We start from the raw sequence: 17,303 nt of genomic DNA, 5'->3' as shown, positions 1-17,303 counted from the left end.
CGCGGTGGCGGAAATATCAGCCTGCGCTTGTGCAGTGTGTGCGGACGCACTGAATCATTGGCGTAGTGAAAGTGTAATGCGCAGACAACTTAATAACGACGCTCTTTCGGGACGCAACTTCGAGATGACGCCAATAATTTTTGACCATTGCTTTGGCTGGTTGCACGAGGGTGGGCCTGCCGCGACGCGCGGCGTAGTGCTCTGCCAGCCGTTCGGCCGCGAGGCCATGTGGGTCCACAAGGGCTGGCGCGTGTTCGCCGAAGCCCTCGCGGACTCAGGCACGCCGGCGCTTCGCTTCGACTACGCCGGCACAGGCGACTCGGCGGGCGAGTCGGAAGACGGCGAGCAGATCGAGCGGTGGTTGCGAAGCATTCGTTCGGCGATCGCTTATTTGAAAGAATCGACGGGGGTCACTCAAGTGGTCCTGTGCGGCTTGCGTCTGGGCGCGACGCTCGCCGCGCTGGTGGCGGCCGACGAAGAAGTCGATCAACTGGTGTTGCTCGCCCCCGTGTTGTCGGGCAGGCAATACTTGCGTGAGCTGCGTCTGCTGCAGCAGAACTGGCTTGAAACAGGTGGTATTCACGTCGCGCCCCCGCCGGCCGATGCCGACTATGCGGAGGCGGTAGGGCATCGCTTGATCGCATCGAGCGTCGCGATGCTGAGCAAGTTCGACTTGCTGCGGGACGCACGGTTGGCTGAACGAGCGCCGCGGCGCTTGCTTGTACTCGATTCTTACGATCCCTCACGCTCGAAGAAACTCGTCGAAGCTTGCAGCGCGGCAGGAGCGGATGCGCAGTTCGAGGCCTTCGACGAATGCGCCGCGTTCATGCAGGAATCCGGCGTGACCGAGACGCCACGACAGGCGATTGCACGCATTGTCGAATGGTTGGGCGTTACTGAGCAGGCTGAACCGGCGGTGACCGCATCGATTGCCAAGCCGCCCGAATCCCCTGTCCTCATTGCCGACGGGGTCCGCGAAACGCCCGTGATCTTCGACAACGGCCGTCTGTTCGGCATTCTGTGTGAGCCGGAAGAGCGCGCGCAGTCGCGCCGCTCGGTCGTGTTCGTCAACCCGGGCGCGACCCATCGGATAGGTGACGCGCGCATCTCGGTCACGCTCGCTCGCCGGCTTGCGCGGCAAGGCTTTGCGTCGTTGCGATTCGATGTCGGCACGCTCGGCGACAGCGCCGCCGTTGTCGACAAACGTCCGCTCTCACTGCTCTTTTCCCGCTCGGGCTGCGACGACGTAGTGAGCGCTGCCGCGTTCCTGGCCGAGCGCGGTTTCGACGATGTCTCGTGTTTCGCGGTCTGCTCGGGCGCTTACGTTTGCCTGCACGCGGCGCCGGTGAGTCCCCATATTCGTTCGCTCGTGCTTGTGAACGCGCCCAAGTTCGGTTTCCCGGAAGATCCCATGTCGTTCGCCGCGAACGACAATCGGCCGAAGACGGCAACCAGTACCTTCATGCGCTCCTTCAAGACGGCGAGCAAATGGAAGCGCGTGTTGCGCGGCCAACGGCGCCTGACGCCAATCGTGAAGGAGCTGGCGCGGCGCTCGGGCACACGCCTGAAGGCCAGCGTGGCGTATTTCGCCGAGCGCACGATCGGCGTGGATTCGTCCGGTTCCCGGGTGCGCGCAATGGTTCGCGAGCTGGGTGAGCGCGACGTGAAGGTTCGCTTCGTCTATGGCGCCGGAGATCCTGGCATGGACGAGTTCGCCGTGTTTTTTGGTGCGGGCGGACGACGGATGCGCAAGTGGCGCAATGTCGAAACCGTTCATCACGACACCCTCGATCACGCGTGCTTTTCGTATTCGGCGCGCGAGGAAATGATGGCGTCGTTCGTTCAATTCGTTCAAGGCGAGCCGCCGCAAGCGGCGCGTGGCGGCATTGGCTGGGCGCGCCTGGGTGCATTGCTGCCGCGCTTCACGGCCCGTGCTACAGCCCATGCCATAGCCCATGCTAACCGGCCCGACGAGATGCCCACCGACATGCATGCCAAGGCGCTCGAATCGCGATGAATCGAAAGAATGCAAAGAATTGCAAGAGATCGAAAGCCGCTACGCAATGCGTTCGTCTGCGTACAGACCCTGATGCGGCACCCCCTTACTCTGGCATCTAATTCGTCTGACCTTCGGGCGGGCACCCGCTGCGTGCACTTGAATGTGCATCACCTGTGCGCTGCAACGTGCCTGCATTCACCGCAAAGCTGTGACGCGGTGCCTTGATTTATCCTGTGTGAGTTTGTTGTAATCGGCCCGTTGCTCAATGGAAAAAAGTCTTCTCAGGAACATAGCGATCAATTTCGCCGGGCTCATCCTGCCCGTGTTCGTCTCACTCGCGACGGTACCCGCCTACATCCACGGCATGGGGATTGAACGCTACGGCGTCATCAACCTGGTGTGGGCGTTGATCGGTTATTTCAGCGTGCTCGATCTCGGTATTTCGATGGCGACCGAAAACCATATCGCCAAGGCGCGCCAGTCCAACGACGGCACCATCGAGCGCATCTTCTGGAGCGCATTTTTTCTCAACCTGGCCACAGGTTTTGTCGGCGCCGTGCTGATCTGGTTCGGCGCGTACGTGTATGTCGTTCATATAGCGACCATCGAACCGGTGTTTCAGCGCGAAGTGCTGCATGCGCTGCCGTGGATTGCGGTGGCCGTGCCCATCGCCAACATCTCGTGGGTGTTCAGCGGCGCGATCGGCGGCATGGAAAAGTTCGCGCTGTTCAATACCAACCAGACCATCGGCACGTTCCTGTTCCAGTTGCTGCCGCTGGCCGCGCTGTACCTGATCTCGCCGTCGCTGGCGGTGGTTGTGCCGGCAGCCGTCATTGCGCGGTTTCTGGCGGCCCTGCTGCTTGGCTACGGCACGTTCCGTGCAATAGGCATCAAGCGCATCTCGAAGCCGGAATGGCCGCTGATTCGCGAACTCTTTAATTATGGCCGCTGGCTGCTGTTGTTCTCTGGCGCAAACATGATCGCAACGACACTCGACCGGGTGGTGATCGGTTCCATGCTCGGTGCCAGGTACGTGGCGTATTACGCCACGCCGCAAAACCTCGTCACGCGCATGAACCTGCTGCCGAGCGCCATGCTGCGCACGTTGTTCCCGCGCTTTTCAGCCTCCGCAAGCGATCACGCCGATGAACTCTCGCACCAGGCGCTCGCATTCCTGAACTGCGCGTTCACGCCATGCGTGGTGGTTGCGTTGTTCGCGCTGGCGCCGTTCCTGAACGTCTGGCTCGGCCATGAGATGGCCGTTCAGTCCGCACCTGTCGGACGCATCCTTGTCATTGGCGTATGGCTGGCGGGGCAGTCGAGCATTATCGGAGTGCTGATCCAGGCCAAGGCCAATCCGGCGCAGGTCGCGCGGGTCGGCTGGATCGGCTTGCCGGTCTTCGCGCTCGTGCTGTGGCTGAGCATCCGCTGGTATGGCCTGCTGGGCGCGGGCGTGGCGGTGGTTGCGAAGGCGTTCTTCGACTATGCGGCGTTCCTTTATTTCTCGAAGCTCAAGCCACGGCCGATCGTGCGAAACATGGCCGGACATCTGGTTTTCCTGGTGGTTGCGACCGTGTGCGCCGACTCCATGGACTCGCTCAGCGGGATGGCCGCGATTGCCTTCGCGCTGATTGCCGGCAACCTCGCATGGTCGTTCTGCGAATCGAGCGAACTGCGCGAGGTCGTCTCGCGTCTCCGGCAAAGATTGCTGCCCAACGCCGGCTGAGGATGAATAGGGTGCCTTGAACGGCCGGTCGACCGAATAGCGTGCGGGCGTTCGCACGCGCACACAACAAAATAGATTTGCCTGCTTAAATAGCGCATCAATCGATGCGTGTTTTTCACGCGTCCGCACCTGTAAGACGCGTTCGGCCCTCAATCAGCTTCAACGCTTCAGGAGTCACCGTGGACGTGTCCCGCCATCCGCTTACAGGCCCCGCCAAGACGGGCGCTGCGAGTGTTCGCGTGCAGCCGGTCATTCTCGCCGGCGGGTCCGGCACGCGTCTGTGGCCGTTATCGCGGCAGCAATTCCCCAAGCAGCTCATCGAGCTCATGGGCGCGCAATCGCTGCTCGAAGCCACGCTGCGCCGTCTTGACGGTCTCGACGGACTTGATGTGGCAACGCATGGCGAAGACAGAATGCGCTTCGCGAGCGCCGATGAGCTGATTGTGGTCTGCGGCACGGAACACAAGTTGCTGACTGCCCAGCAGATCGAGCGTAATGGCCGTCGAGCGCGCATTGTGCTTGAGCCCTGCGCCCGTAATACTGCACCGGCACTGACGCTCGCTGCGCTGGCGGCAGTGGCTGCCGGATCCGGCGACGACCCGGTGCTGGTGGCCATGCCCGCTGATCACGCCGTGGCCGATCTTGATGCGTTCCGTCGCACGATCGCCAAGGCGATCGGACACGCCGCAAGCGGCGCGCTCGTTACGCTTGGCATCGTGCCGGACAAGATCGAAACGGGCTACGGTTATATCAAGGCCGGCGCGGCCCTGGGAACTGCAGATGATGGCGCCCCTCAAGCGCGAGTGCTCGAACGGTTCGTCGAAAAGCCGCGGCGGGAAATTGCCGAACAGTATCTGGCGTCTGGCGAATACTGGTGGAACAGCAGCATTTTCGTGTGCCGGGCCTCGGTCTGGCTTGCCGCCATCGAGCACTTCCAGCCCGCTATTCACGCCGCGTGCGTGATCGCGTTTGAACGTGGCCTGCATCAGGACGGCTTCACGCAACTCGATGTCGACGCGTTCGAAGCATGCCCGTCCGATTCAATCGATTTCGCCGTTATGGAACGGATTGCTTACGAGCCGGCGTTTCCGGGCGTTGTGGTGCCCCTGGTGGCCGGGTGGTCCGATGTCGGCGCGTGGGATGCCGTATGGGACATGTCGAACAAGGACGACGACGGCAACGTTGCTCGAGGCCGCGTGATCTTCGAAGGGTCAGCAGACAGTTTCGCGCATTCCGACGGCCGGCTGGTGGCGTGCGTCGGAGTGACGGGTGTAGTGGTCGTGGAAACCGCGGACGCAATCCTGGTGGCATCGAAGGATCGTGTGCAGGAAGTGAAAGCGATGGTCGGGCGTCTGAAAGCCGCCAAAGGCGCTGAGGCGCAGGATCATCGCAAGGTTCAGCGGCCTTGGGGGTTCTATGATTCCATCGATCATGGAGAGCGTTTTCAGGTAAAGCGTATTGTAGTGAAGCCGGGCGAACGGCTCTCGCTGCAGATGCACCACCATCGCGCGGAACACTGGATTGTCGTGCGCGGCACGGCGCTCGTGACCCGCGGAGAAGAGACTTTCCTGGTGAGCGAAAACCAGTCCACGTTCATTCCCCTCGGTACGACACACAGGCTTGAAAACCCCGGTAAAACGCCGCTCGAAATGATCGAGGTGCAATCGGGGACGTATCTGGGCGAGGACGATATCGTGCGTTTCGACGATCAGTACGGACGCGTGACCGAGAAGAAAACAGGGGGCTGAACACCTTTCGAAGGCAGGGCGATTTGTCGGGCAATCAGCATGAAGACCGGGCGTTGGAGAGAACTTAAACGAAGCACTTGAACCAAAGATATCAAGAAGTACTTAATACAGCGATTGCCGAAGCAGTATCGCGAAACGTAAAGACGCAAAGGCAAAGGGATAACCCTTGAGAGGGACATTCCGACTGGCGCTAGCGGTACTGAACACGCAATTTATCGTGCACGGCGCGGGGCCGCTGATTCATCTGATCGATCTGATTGATCAGATGAATAGGCGGCACTCACCGGGCCTTTCGGCGAGCTTGGGGAAGCACGCCGGATGCGCAGGGACACAATGCAGGGCGCAAGGGGAGAGGGGTGATGGACGAAAACAAAGAGCGATCACTGGTGGCTAAGGTGATGGACGGGCTCGTATCGGGCATCGTTGAACAGAAGTACGGCGCGATCCTGCCTCCGCAGGACGTCTTGTCGAAGGAGTTCGACGTGAGTCGGACCGTGATGCGCGAGGCTTTGAGCATGTTGCTCGCGCGTCACATGCTGGATGTGCGCCCCAAGACGGGTACGCGGATTCGGCCGATGAGCGACTGGCGGCTGATCGATGAGGACGTGGTGAGCTGGCGGTTCCGGGCGACGCCGGATCAAGCGTTCCTGCGTGACGTGATCGAGTTTCGAATGTTGATCGAGCCGCGTGCGGCAGCATTGGCGGCGGCCCGTGCAACGCCGGACGAAGTAAGCGGGATTCGCGATGCATTCGACGCGCTTGCGTCGCTCAACGGCAGCGAGCCCGAGTACCAGGCCGCCGATGTCGCGCTGCATACGCGCATTGTGGCTGCGAGCGGTAACCAGTTCTTCCAGCAGATGACGGCTATCGTGCGGGGTGCGCTGGTGACGGTCTATCCGATCGTGGCGGGCATTGCGACCATGCGCGACGCGACGCTCGAAGCGCAGCGCCGCGTGGTGGAGGCGATCGAGGCACACGATGCCGGTGTGGCCGAGCGCGCGATGAGCACGCTGATCGATGTCACCGCGGAGGAAGTCGGGCGGGCTTTTTCGCTTGAACGCCGCGAGGACAGTTCGTCCCCACCGGTCGGTGAATCCGAATCGGCCGGCGCCTGACACCTGCCTTAAGCTTCGCGTCCGGGACGGTTCCGGCGTGGCGAAGCTGGCCCGAGGTTTCTGGTCACGTTCATCGTGGCCGGGCGCGAGCAGCGCCTATTCGGGTTTTTACCTACGCAAACGTTTCACTTCACCTCCCTGCCTGACATCGACGCGTGATGGCCTGTGCGTCGAACGACAATCTCCCGACGTATTCCCTTGAGTTTTGTGATCGGAACGTCATACGTTGCGCATGATCGCGCATGCGTCGTCGAGGCTTCACGCAGACCGCTTGCGTAGGGGACAATGTGCGCATCGCCGGCCTTGGCCGACTATTCACCACGCATGCAGGGAGTGGGACAGATGAACGCACAGAGCACGATCCGTTGGGGCATCGTTGGCGCGGGAAATATTGCGCACAGGTTCGCTGGGGGGCTGGCCTTTGTGCCGGGCACAACGCTTGGCGGCGTCTGGTCGCGAAGGCCCGAGTCGGCAGCCGCGTTTGCCGGGCAGTTTCATACCAGGGCGTATGAGAGTTTCGATGCGCTGCTCGACAACATCGATGCGTTGTACATTGCGACCATGCAGGACAGCCATCCTCAGTATGCGCTGCGTGCTTTCCAGGCGGGACGCGCTGTGCTTTGCGAGAAACCGGCGGCTGTCAACGCGCGGGCGTTGCAGGAGATGATCGACGTGGCGCGGTCATCGAAGCTGCTGTTCATGGAAGCGATGAAACCGCCGTTCTATCCGCTCTACCGGCAGTTGCGCGACCATCTCGCGGCTGATCCTATTGGTGAAATCGGTCTGGTTCGGGCCGGTTGTTCGATCGCGAACGTGCCGCTTTCGCACCCTTCGTACTCGATGGAAATGGGTGGCGGCGCGTTGCTCGATATTGGTATCTACGAAGCGTTTCTAGCGGTGGACTGGCTGGGTGAGCCGCTTGAGGTACAGACTTTCGGGCGCATCGGGCAGACCGGCGTGGACACTTTCGCGAGCTTGAATGTGCGGCATGAACGGGGTGTTGCGCAGTTGTTCTGCGGGTTGGATCTGCAAGGCAAGGGCGATGCGCTGCTTGCTGCGACCGGCGGTACGGTGAGCATCCACGAGAACTGGTGGAACCCTGCGCGCGCGACGGTTCGCTATGTGGACGGCCGCACCGTTGAGCTTGATGTGCCCTTTGAGGGTGGTGGCTTGAACTATGAGACTGCGCACTTTTGCGAGTTGCTGCGCGGCGGCGAGACAGAGAGCCCGATCATGCGGCATGCCATATCCATGCAGATGATTTCCATCACCGATGCTGCTCGTCGCGACCTTGGCGTGCGGTTTCCTTTCGAAACCGAATAAGCGCGGGCTGACCAGTCGATTTAATTTAAGCGTCATTTCAGGTTTGAACGTTAAGCTGCGTCGTCCTTAACCGCCGGTATTCCCACCATGCGACTGTTTCCCCGACTCTGGCGTGAAAATCGGAACTTGATTGCGTTTCTTGTGTTGATGACGCTGTTTCGCAGCGCCATTGCCGATTGGAATGTGGTGCCGAGCGGTTCCATGCTCCCCACTATTCGCGAGGGTGACCGGATTGTCGTCGACAAGATGGCGTACGACCTGCGTATTCCGTTCACGCACATTGTGATTGCGCGCCTGCATGATCCCCAGCGAGGGGACATTGTGACGGTGGATTCATCGGCGGCGCATGAGTTGATCGTCAAGCGGCTGATCGGGGTGCCGGGTGATGTGGTTGCCATGCGCGACAACGTGCTTTATATCGATGGCAAGCGGGCGGGTTATCAGCCAGTCGATATCACGGGCGTGGAGGGCGATGCGTCTTCGCCTGGCGAGTATCTCGACGAGAAGTTCGGGCATGTTACGCATGTGGTGAGGTTGTCGGTGCTGGCGCCGAGTCCGCGGCGTTCGTTTGGGCCGGTGACGGTGCCTAAGGGTGAGTATTTGATGCTAGGGGACAACCGCGATGACAGCGCGGACTCGCGGTATTTTGGTTTTTTTCCACGCAGCGAATTGATGGGACGGGCTCGGCGGGTGGCGTATTCGCTTGATCCGGATCGGCATCATTTGCCGCGGATGGACAGGTTTGGGGCCAGGCTGGACGAGGATGCGACGCTCGCGGTGGTGGACAGGTCTTGAGGGGGCTAGGTTCTGAGGTTGGCGGTCGGGGTCTATGCCGGGTTGGTGCTTTCGGCGTTAGTGGTCTGCGAGAGTCGGATTTTCTCTTTATCACTATTAGCCACTGTGCGTGGCGGCACGTCATTTCTTTGTCCAAAGCGACAAAGAAACGAAGCAAAGAAAACGCTTTTAAACCACGCTACCCTAAGTGTCCACAGCGTGCAGTTTTCATTCATGGGTGCCCCAAAAGCACGGTGCTCGCCAGAGCGACGGATGTTTGAACCCCTCCTTCTCCGAACACGGATACCCACACGCTTCGCCACCAGTGATTGAACCTGCCCAAGGGGCACCCCGCGCTATCCGCGGACGACCGACCACCAATTTGTACGCGTGACGGACCACGTAGCCAACCCGCCTGGAAACGAAGCCCCAAAATACGTAAGGCGGTATCCAACGAAAATAACTGTCTAGGCCGCGCAGCAAACTCACCAAAAACTGAAGTAGTAAATCCGCATCGGGCTGTGACGCACGAATATGGCCGCGCAGACTGGGGAGCCAACCCAGCAAAAAAGCGAAGCCGTAAATACGTGTGAGGCCATTTGGATTCCTTAGCAATGGTGCTTGCCCGAGAGCGTACGGGGCGAAGCGTGTTCGTGTCAGGATTCGCGAGAAGGAGGGGTTCAACCATCCTCCGCTCTGGCGAGCACCGTGCTTTTGGGGCACCTATGAATAGAAACTGCACGCTGTGGACACTTAGGGTAGAGCGGTTAAAGCGTTTTCTTTGCTTCGTTTCTTTGTCGCTTTGGACAAAGAAATGACGTGCCGCCACGCACAGTGGCTAACAGTGATAAAGAGAAAATCCGACTCTCGCAGACCGCTAACGCCGAAAGCACCAACCCGGCAATGAACCCGACCGACCACCAACCCCAGAACCGACCAACCCCTAATGCCTCCCCGGCAACGCCAACCTGCGCTCAAACATCCGCTGCACGAACTCCAACACGCTACAAAGCACCCAATACACCACAGCGGCAGCAAGATACAACGGCAAAGGCTGATAAGTAGCGGCAATAACTTCCTGCGCACTGCGTAGCAATTCAGTAACCGTAATCACGGACACCAGCGACGTATCCTTGATGAGGCTAATGAGACTATTCGAAAGACTGGGCACAGCAATCCGCAGCGCCTGCGGACCAATCACATACCGCAGCGTCTGCATCCTCGACAAACCCAAGCTATAAGCCGCCAGCCACTGCCCACTCTGAATCCCGAGAATAGCGCCGCGCATGCTTTCGGAAAGATAAGCCGCCACATTCGCCGACAACGCGATCACCCCCGCTGGCGTCGGATCAAGCGAAATACCCAGACTCGGCAACCCGTAATAGATCACGAAGATCTGCACCAGCAACGGCGTACCACGCATCACACTCACATAAGCGCGCCCCAGGCCGACCAGTGTTCGGCTTCGGCTGATGCCCATCATCGCGAGTATCGTGCCCGCGATCAGGCCAAAGAACATCGAATAGACCGCGAACTTGATCGTCAGAACGGCGCCTTGTGCGAGGGCCGGCATGGATTGAACGAGCAGGGATGTCGTGGACATGAATGAGTAGAGTAGGCGTAACGTCGGAGGCGGGCATCAAATGCAAAGGGCGAAATGCAAAGGGCGGCATCTCCCTGGAAGCCGCCCCGATGCCGAACGCTTGAGGGTCCGGGATTGACTGTGCCGGCTTACTTCGCCGGCTTCGTCACGTCGATACCGAACCACTTGTCCGAGATCTTCGTGAACGTACCATCGGCTTCAAGCTGGGTCATCGCGTCATCAATGGCTTTCTCGAACTTCGGATTGCCCTTCTTGAACGGAATACCCGACGGATTGCCCGGGCCCACATTCGCACCCGTGCGCAGCGGCAACTGCGAATTCTTCATCAGGTACGCAAGCATCAGGCGGTCGTTCAACGCAGCATCCAGACGGTTCGAAGCGAGATCGCGCAGGTACTCAGGCGCGCCCGGATACGTCTTTACATCGATACCCGGCACAGCCTTCGCCATGTCCATGTAGTTCGTGCCCAGACCCACGCCAAGCTTCTTGCCCTTCAGGTCCTCAAGCGTCTTGAAGTCCCGCGTGTCGTCCTTGCGCTGAATCAACTGCGCATTTGAATACGTGTACGCCGGCGAGAAATCAAGCGTCTGCTTGCGGGCATCGGTAATGCCGACCTGATTCACGATTACATCGAACTTGTCAGCCTGCAAGCCCGCAATGATCCCGCTCCATTCGGTCGTCACGAATACTGGCTTCACGCCGAGCTTCGCGGCAACCGCCTTCGCGATATCCACGTCGAAGCCAACCAGTTCACCTTGCGGCGTCTTCGAGTTGAACGGCGGGAAAGTACCTTCCAGGCCAATGCGCAACGTACCGCGTTGCTTGACCGAATCCAGCAGGTCTTCCGCGTGCGCGACCGCCGAGAGTGATGCGCCGATCAAACCTGCTACGAGCACTTTCTTGAAGAGAGACAGTTTCATGAGTTGCGTTACCTTTGTCCGGGTTTTTGTGAGTAATCTGAAGTGCGGCGATGATAGCTAAAACGCAATGCCGTCTTCAGATCGTTTGCTCATGTGGGGTTGAGCCCAAGCGTAGCGAAAGGGGAGACCCAATCATGCAGCGGCACTCGTGCGGGCCAGTGCTTCGACGCATTCCGTCACAAGCGCCGGGCCGCGATAGATCAGCCCGGTGTAGATCTGCACGAGCGATGCGCCCGCTGCGAGTTTCTCGCGTGCGTCGTCGCCCGACATGATGCCGCCCACGCCGATGATCGGCACCTCGCTGCCCAGCTCCGCGCGCAGCTTGCGGATCACCGCATTCGATGCTTCGAAAACCGGCTTGCCCGACAAACCGCCGGCTTCATCGCCGTGTTTCATGCCCGTCACAGCGGTGCGCGACAACGTGGTGTTGGTCGCGATCACGCCATCAATCTTGTGGCGCAGCAAGGTCGCGGCAATCTCCTTGATCTGCTCGTCGTCGAGATCGGGGGCGATCTTCAGTGCGAGGGGTACAAGTTTGCCGTGCATGTCGGACAGACGTTGTTGTTTGTCCTTCAGTGCGCCGAGCAGCGCGTCGAGTTCGCCCGCGCCTTGCAACTGGCGCAGGTTTTTCGTATTCGGCGACGAGATGTTGATCGTCACGTAGCTCGCGAACGGGTAGACACGCTCGAGGCAATACAAATAATCTTCGGCGGCGCGTTCTATGGGGGTATCGGCATTCTTGCCAATATTCAGCCCCAGCACGCCGCGATACCGCGCGGCCTGGACGTTCTCGACGAACTGATCGACGCCGCGGTTGTTGAAACCAAGCCGGTTGATCAGCGCCTGCGCGTCGGGCAGGCGAAACATGCGCGGGCGCGGGTTACCGGGCTGCGCGCGCGGCGTGACCGTTCCCACTTCGATGAATCCAAACCCGAGCGAGGCCAGTCCATCGATACACGCACCGTCTTTGTCCAGCCCTGCCGCGAGCCCGACCGGATTGCGAAAGCTCAGGCCCATGACGGTACGCGGCGAATCGGCGGCGCGCTCGGCAAACATGCCGGCCAGGCCGGTGCGGCCGGCGGCGCCCAGCATACGCAGCGTCAGATGATGGGCGTCTTCCGCATCCATGCGAAAAAGTTGCGCGCGGGCGAGCGGGTAGAGGGAGCTGAACACGAGGAAAGGCCGGAGCGGCGTAAATTGAGACGCGCCATTTTAACGGCTTTGAGGAGGCACGCCGAAAAGCGATGACACACCGATGAAAAGCGGATGAAAAGGGCCTCAGGCAGGACCACCAAAAAGGCTATTGCAGGAGCCTGCCGTACGGGTCAGCGCCGCGGTTTGTCCGTGGGCATCTTGCCGGGCATGGGCGGCGTTCCGGCGGAGTGCATGGTAACGGGATCGAGTAACCCCCAGTGGCCGTCGATCAAGCCCTCCAGCGGCCGGAAATTCGCCTTGTACGCCATTTTGTCGCTCTCACGGATCCAGTAACCAAGATAGACGTGAGGCAAATCCAGGCTGCGCGCCTGTTCGATCTGCCACAGGATGTTGTAAGTGCCGAAGCTGGTGTGGGGCAGGCCGGGTTCGAAAAATGTATAAACCGACGAAAGTCCGTCGCCGAGAATATCGATCATGCTGATCATGCGCAGCGTGCCGCGCTCGGGCGGATCGTCGACGAGACTGACGGGCAGGCTTGCGTCGGAATTACCGGGGTTTGCGGGATTGCCGGCGGGAAGAGGCTCGCGGAATTCCACCAGGCGCGAGTTGATCCGGCTTTGCAGCAAAAATTGCTCGTACTGGTCGCGGCTGTCGCGATCCATGCCGCCGCCCGCGTGCCGCGCCGACTGATAGCGCATATAGAGCGCGTAATGCTCTTCGTCGTAGTGAAGCGGTGCGACGCTCGCTACCAGTCCGCCATGCTGCTTCCAGACGCGACGCTGGGTGCGGTTCGGCTGGAAGTGGTCGATGGCCACGCGCACCGGCACGCAAGCGCGGCAACCGTCGCAATACGGACGATACGTGAAGACCCCCGAGCGCCGGAAACCCGCCTTGACGAGTTCGGTGTAGACGTCGGAGTTGATCAGGTGACTGGGCGTTGCCACCTGGGAGCGCGCAATGCGTCCATCCAGATAGCTGCAGGGGTACGGCGCCGTTGCATAGAATTGCAACGCCGAAAGCGGAGAAAGCGGCAGCTCATTGGGGTGAGTCACGTTGGCAGCTCTCGTTCTAAGCGTCTATCCGTCTATCTTGCTTGCCGTCCCAACCGTGCCGCAGCGGTTCGATGCAGGGCGGAAAACCTCGGTTGTGTTGCTATCTTGCCTGCTGACCATCACATTCGATGGTTCTGGATTCGTTCGCGAATATCAAAGCATGCATCGGCTGGCGTCCCGGATCTCACGCCTCGTTCAAAACCTGCCTCGTTCATTCCACCGGCGATACGGGTGGCCGAAGCGTTTCGAGCAGCGCGTATTTGTCGAACTGCCAAGGCACCGGCGGCTCGCCGACAGCCCCGCGCAGATGTCTCACAAATGCCTTGCGGGAGATCTCCCGCCCGCCCAGCGACGCCAGATGCGACGTATTCTGCTGGCAGTCTATCATCTCTATTTTATGGCGACGCAAGTGTCCGATGAGCGCCGCGAGCGCGATTTTCGAGGCATCGGTGCGATGCGCGAACATCGATTCGCCGAAAAACATGCGCCCGAACGACACGCCATAAAGACCGCCCACGCGCTTGCCCTCGAACCACGTTTCAATGCTGTGCGCCCGTCCTTCGCGATGCAGCGAGGAATACGCTTCCACGATATCCCCCGTGATCCAGGTGCCGCGCTGGCCTTCGCGCGGCGTCTGGGCGCAGGCACGCATCACACCGGCAAAATCTTCGTCCACGCGAATTTCCCACGATGCCTCGCGCAACACGCGCCGCAGCGTTTTACGCAGCGAATCGGAGACTTTGAATTCGTCGGGAATCAGCACCATGCGAGGATCGGGACTCCACCAGAGCACCGGCTGGCCATCGGAATACCACGGAAAAATGCCGCGCTGATACGCATCCACGAGACGGCTGCTCTGCAATTCAGCGCTGGCCGCGAGTAATCCGGGCGCGCCGCTCGCCTCGCCGAGCGCGCGCTCGACGGGGGGGAACGGATCGTCGGAGGCGAGCCAGGGAACCATGATTCTCGGGGCGCTCAGCCTTCGCGCAGCGAGCGGAAGATGTCGCCGGTATGCAGCGCGTAGTTGCCGGCGGCGCGGTCGGCGAAAAAGAAGCGCAGCGTCTGCCCGACCGTTGGGAAGGCGATTTCGTCCCAAGGGATTTCGCTCTCGTCGAAGAGCTTCACTTCGAGACTTTCCTCGCCTGCGTCGATGTCCAGATCCAGCAGCCGTGCCAGATAGAAGAGATGCACCTGATGTACGTGCGGCACGTTCAGCAGCGTGAAGAGGCTCTGGATTTCGACGCGCGCGCCGGCTTCTTCGAGCGTTTCGCGCGCGGCGCCTTCGCTGGTGGTTTCGTCCATCTCCATGAAACCCGCCGGCAAGGTCCAGTAGCCGTAGCGCGGTTCGATCGCGCGCCGGCACAGCAGCACCTTGTCGTCCCAGACCGGCACGGTCCCGACCACGTTGCGCGGATTCTGATAATGCACCGTGCCGCAATTGCCGCAGACGTAGCGCTGGCGATTGTCGCCAGGCGGAATGCTCAGGCCGACCTCGTGGCCGCAGACGGAACAGAATTTCATAGGGGAGAAGTCTGAAAGTGTCGTGCGAGTGTATCACCGAGCCCGCGTCGAGCGGCGGCGCGGGCGCCGGGCAAAAAAGCGCCGCGTAGCCGGGGGGCGACGGTGTGCGCCATTGTCCTGCACTTGTCCGGATGGCCGATGAGCCCGCATCGGGCGCAACCGGGCGGACGCTTGGTGCTGGCTTCTCGCTACAATAAGTGCTTCGGATGCCGCGCTTTTTAGCGCTGCCCATTTCACCATTCCGCCATTTCACGGCCAATACAAATCTTCCGACGATGTCCACCACGCCCGCCGCTCCACGCCCGCCAATGCTGTCCACCGCCGACGCACTCGCTACCTTGCTGGCGGCCGCGCGCCGGGTGGACGGCGCGCAAACCGTCGATACCTTCGAAGCGCTCGGGCGCGTGCTGGCCACAGCGGTCGTGTCGCCGCTCGACGTCCCGCCCATGCGCACCAGTTCCATGGACGGCTACGCGGTGCGGGCCGCGGATCTCGCCGGCGCGTCTGATGCGAGCGCTGTGACGCTGCCCGTGTCGCAGCGTGTGCCGGCTGGCCAGGCGGCCGAGCCGCTGGCGGCCGGCACGGTCGCGCGCATCTTCACCGGCGCCACCGTGCCGCCGGGTGCGGACGCCATCGTGATGCAGGAAATGGTTCGCGCCGACAACGCTGGCGCAACGTTCTCGCAGGTGCCGCCGGAGGGCGAATGGATCACCCAGCAAGGTGCCGATATCCGTCGCGGCTCGGTGATTCTCCCCGCCGGCACGCGGCTTACGCCGCAGGCGCTGGGGCTCGCGGCATCGGTGGGTAGCGCTGCGCTCGACGTGGTGCGCAAAGTGCACGTGGCGGTGTTTTTTACCGGCGACGAACTCACCATGCCCGGCGAGCCGTTACGCCCCGGCGCGATCTACAACTCGAATCGTTTCACGCTGCGTGCGTTGCTTGGTGAACTGGGTTGCGACGTGACCGACCTCGGTATCGTGCCTGACCGTCTGGACGCAACCCGCGAAACCCTGCGGCGCGCGGCACGTGATCACGACATGATCCTCACGTGCGGAGGCGTGTCGGTTGGCGAGGAAGATCATGTGAAACCGGCTGTGGAAGCCGAAGGGCGCATTTCCATGTGGCAGATCGCGATGAAACCCGGCAAGCCGCTCGCGTTCGGCGCGGTGCGGCGCGGGCCGGTGGATCAACCTGCCGATAAAAACGGCGGCGAGGCGTTTTTTATCGGCTTGCCGGGGAATCCGGTCTCCAGTTTCTGCACGTTCCTGCTGTTCGTACGCCCATTTATCCTGCGGCTGGCGGGCGTCGAGGCGGTTGAACCGCGCGTGTATGCCATGCGCGCCGATTTCTCGCAGAAAAAGGGCGACCGGCGCAACGAATTCCTGCGTGCCCGGGTGAACGAAGCGGGCGGGCTGGAGATCTTCGGGAATCAAAGTTCGGCCGTAATGACATCCACGGTCTGGGGCGACGGTCTGATCGATAACCCACCGAATCATGCTATCCAGGCCGGCGAGACCGTGCGGTTTATCCCGTTTTCAGAACTGATGCGTTGATTTGCGTCGAAGGCAATCATGAAAGTCGAATTACGGTTTTTTGCCAGCGTGCGCGAAGCGCTCGGCGTGGCGAACGAGAGCGTGGATGTGCCGGACAGCGTGTCCAGCGTCGGCGACGTGCGCGCCTGGCTGCGCATGCGCGGCGGTGAATGGGCGGAAACGCTCGCCGAGGGCCGCTCGTTGCGCATGGCGTGCAACCACGAAATGACGGACCCGTCGCGACGTATCACGGAAGGCTGCGAAGTCGCGTTTTTCCCGCCAGTCACGGGAGGCTGAGATGACCCGGGTACGCGTGCAGGAAGCCGATTTCGATCTGAGCACGGAAGTTGCCGCGCTGCGCGCGGACAATCCCAAGGTAGGCGCGGTGGCGTGTTTTGTAGGCACGGTGCGGGATTTGAACGAGGGCCAAACCGTTCAGGCAATGGAGCTGGAACACTATCCAGGCATGACCGAAAAGGCACTGGAGGCAATCGCTGCGCAGGCTCGGGAACGCTGGCCGGGTTCGGATGTGCTGATCGTCCATCGCGTGGGAAAACTCTTGCCGCTCGACCAGATCGTGCTGGTTGTGACAACCGCCATGCACCGGGCGCAAGCGTTCGAATCGTGTGCGTTCGTGATGGATTATCTGAAAACGCAGGCGCCGTTCTGGAAGAAGGAAAAGACGGAACACGGTGAGAAATGGGTCGATGCCCGTGAATCCGACGACGCCGCGCTGACACGATGGAATCTGGAGACGCCAAAAGGGACGGGGGCGTAAACAACTGGCAGCAAGTGGCCTCGACCGCGCTCCGTTCGGCTGTTTGCCTGTTGTGTG

The 17,303-nt window shown here is 61.0% G+C and carries 15 protein-coding genes; 9 read left to right on the top strand and 6 right to left on the bottom strand.

All coding sequences use genetic code 11. The annotated features are described in order from the left end of the window. The first annotated feature begins 76 nt into the window (after window positions 1-76). The 6 genes from HB376_RS00945 (at window position 77) to lepB (ending at window position 8,706) form a co-directional block, all read left to right on the top strand. Entirely contained in the window at window positions 77-2,017 is a 1,941-nt protein-coding gene (locus HB376_RS00945) for an alpha/beta hydrolase (protein ID WP_213761557.1), read from the top strand. Window positions 2,018-2,264: 247 nt separating this feature from the next. Further along, window positions 2,265-3,725, top strand: a complete 1,461-nt coding sequence (locus HB376_RS00940) for a flippase (protein WP_213761556.1) — start codon at window positions 2,265-2,267, stop codon at window positions 3,723-3,725. 179 nt (window positions 3,726-3,904) lie between these two features. Further along, a complete protein-coding gene (locus HB376_RS00935; RefSeq protein WP_346730415.1) occupies window positions 3,905-5,473 on the top strand; it encodes a mannose-1-phosphate guanylyltransferase/mannose-6-phosphate isomerase in 1,569 nt (522 codons plus the stop codon). Between the two features lie 359 nt (window positions 5,474-5,832). Next, the gene (locus HB376_RS00930) at window positions 5,833-6,588 is read left to right on the top strand and encodes an FCD domain-containing protein (protein WP_213761554.1); all 756 of its coding nucleotides are present in this window, start codon (window positions 5,833-5,835) and stop codon (window positions 6,586-6,588) included. 342 nt (window positions 6,589-6,930) lie between these two features. After that, window positions 6,931-7,911 carry a Gfo/Idh/MocA family oxidoreductase gene (locus tag HB376_RS00925; protein ID WP_255631092.1) on the top strand — a complete coding sequence of 327 codons (981 nt, stop codon included), beginning with the start codon at window positions 6,931-6,933 and terminating at the stop codon, window positions 7,909-7,911. Window positions 7,912-7,998: 87 nt separating this feature from the next. Next, complete coding sequence (lepB, locus tag HB376_RS00920) at window positions 7,999-8,706, top strand: signal peptidase I (RefSeq protein ID WP_213761553.1); 708 nt, start codon at window positions 7,999-8,001, stop codon at window positions 8,704-8,706. 922 nt (window positions 8,707-9,628) lie between these two features. Here the strand turns inward: lepB and HB376_RS00915 are convergent. The 6 genes from HB376_RS00915 to HB376_RS00890 all read right to left on the bottom strand — a co-directional run bounded on the left by HB376_RS00915 (window position 9,629) and on the right by HB376_RS00890 (window position 14,936). Then, window positions 9,629-10,288, bottom strand: a complete 660-nt coding sequence (locus tag HB376_RS00915; RefSeq protein WP_213761552.1) for an amino acid ABC transporter permease — start codon at window positions 10,286-10,288, stop codon at window positions 9,629-9,631. 128 nt (window positions 10,289-10,416) lie between these two features. Continuing rightward, the gene (locus HB376_RS00910; protein WP_213761551.1) at window positions 10,417-11,208 is read right to left on the bottom strand and encodes a cystine ABC transporter substrate-binding protein; all 792 of its coding nucleotides are present in this window, start codon (window positions 11,206-11,208) and stop codon (window positions 10,417-10,419) included. 132 nt (window positions 11,209-11,340) lie between these two features. Beyond that, window positions 11,341-12,381, bottom strand: a complete 1,041-nt coding sequence (locus HB376_RS00905; protein WP_213761550.1) for a quinone-dependent dihydroorotate dehydrogenase — start codon at window positions 12,379-12,381, stop codon at window positions 11,341-11,343. A 152-nt stretch (window positions 12,382-12,533) separates the two neighbouring features. Continuing rightward, on the bottom strand, window positions 12,534-13,415 hold the full coding sequence (locus tag HB376_RS00900; protein ID WP_213761549.1) for an arginyltransferase: 882 nt from the start codon (window positions 13,413-13,415) through the stop codon (window positions 12,534-12,536). 211 nt (window positions 13,416-13,626) lie between these two features. Beyond that, window positions 13,627-14,376: a leucyl/phenylalanyl-tRNA--protein transferase gene (gene aat / locus HB376_RS00895; protein ID WP_213761548.1), complete on the bottom strand. Its 750-nt coding sequence runs from the start codon at window positions 14,374-14,376 to the stop codon at window positions 13,627-13,629. A 14-nt stretch (window positions 14,377-14,390) separates the two neighbouring features. Continuing rightward, complete coding sequence (locus HB376_RS00890) at window positions 14,391-14,936, bottom strand: NUDIX hydrolase (RefSeq protein ID WP_213761547.1); 546 nt, start codon at window positions 14,934-14,936, stop codon at window positions 14,391-14,393. Window positions 14,937-15,211: 275 nt separating this feature from the next. On the opposite strand from HB376_RS00890, the gene glp reads away from it, so the two are divergent. From glp to moaE, 3 genes are read left to right on the top strand one after another with little or no spacing between them, the layout of a single operon-like run. Then, window positions 15,212-16,489 (top strand): gephyrin-like molybdotransferase Glp, encoded by a 1,278-nt coding sequence (gene glp / locus HB376_RS00885; RefSeq protein WP_255631091.1) that lies wholly within the window; start codon window positions 15,212-15,214, stop codon window positions 16,487-16,489. An 18-nt stretch (window positions 16,490-16,507) separates the two neighbouring features. Further along, window positions 16,508-16,765: a molybdopterin converting factor subunit 1 gene (gene moaD / locus HB376_RS00880; protein WP_213761546.1), complete on the top strand. Its 258-nt coding sequence runs from the start codon at window positions 16,508-16,510 to the stop codon at window positions 16,763-16,765. Between the two features lies 1 nt (window position 16,766). Continuing rightward, window positions 16,767-17,246, top strand: coding sequence for a molybdopterin synthase catalytic subunit MoaE (gene moaE, locus HB376_RS00875; protein WP_213761545.1), 480 nt, complete (start codon window positions 16,767-16,769; stop codon window positions 17,244-17,246). The last annotated feature ends 57 nt before the right edge of the window (window positions 17,247-17,303 follow it).

This window comes from Caballeronia sp. dw_19, assembly GCF_018449515.1.
In the GTDB taxonomy this organism is placed as follows: Bacteria; Pseudomonadota; Gammaproteobacteria; order Burkholderiales; family Burkholderiaceae; genus Caballeronia.
This window is presented reverse-complemented; position numbering and strand designations above follow the sequence as displayed.

Coding starts and splice junctions, on each gene's coding strand:
- HB376_RS00945 (WP_213761557.1), top strand. CDS start 77: ATGCGCAGACAACTTAATAACGACGCTCTTTCGGGACGCAACTTCGAG.
- HB376_RS00940 (WP_213761556.1), top strand. CDS start 2,265: ATGGAAAAAAGTCTTCTCAGGAACATAGCGATCAATTTCGCCGGGCTC.
- HB376_RS00930 (WP_213761554.1), top strand. CDS start 5,833: ATGGACGAAAACAAAGAGCGATCACTGGTGGCTAAGGTGATGGACGGG.
- HB376_RS00925 (WP_255631092.1), top strand. CDS start 6,931: ATGAACGCACAGAGCACGATCCGTTGGGGCATCGTTGGCGCGGGAAAT.
- lepB (WP_213761553.1), top strand. CDS start 7,999: ATGCGACTGTTTCCCCGACTCTGGCGTGAAAATCGGAACTTGATTGCG.
- HB376_RS00915 (WP_213761552.1), bottom strand. CDS start 10,288: ATGTCCACGACATCCCTGCTCGTTCAATCCATGCCGGCCCTCGCACAA.
- HB376_RS00910 (WP_213761551.1), bottom strand. CDS start 11,208: ATGAAACTGTCTCTCTTCAAGAAAGTGCTCGTAGCAGGTTTGATCGGC.
- aat (WP_213761548.1), bottom strand. CDS start 14,376: ATGGTTCCCTGGCTCGCCTCCGACGATCCGTTCCCCCCCGTCGAGCGC.
- HB376_RS00890 (WP_213761547.1), bottom strand. CDS start 14,936: ATGAAATTCTGTTCCGTCTGCGGCCACGAGGTCGGCCTGAGCATTCCG.
- glp (WP_255631091.1), top strand. CDS start 15,212: ATGTCCACCACGCCCGCCGCTCCACGCCCGCCAATGCTGTCCACCGCC.
- moaD (WP_213761546.1), top strand. CDS start 16,508: ATGAAAGTCGAATTACGGTTTTTTGCCAGCGTGCGCGAAGCGCTCGGC.
- moaE (WP_213761545.1), top strand. CDS start 16,767: ATGACCCGGGTACGCGTGCAGGAAGCCGATTTCGATCTGAGCACGGAA.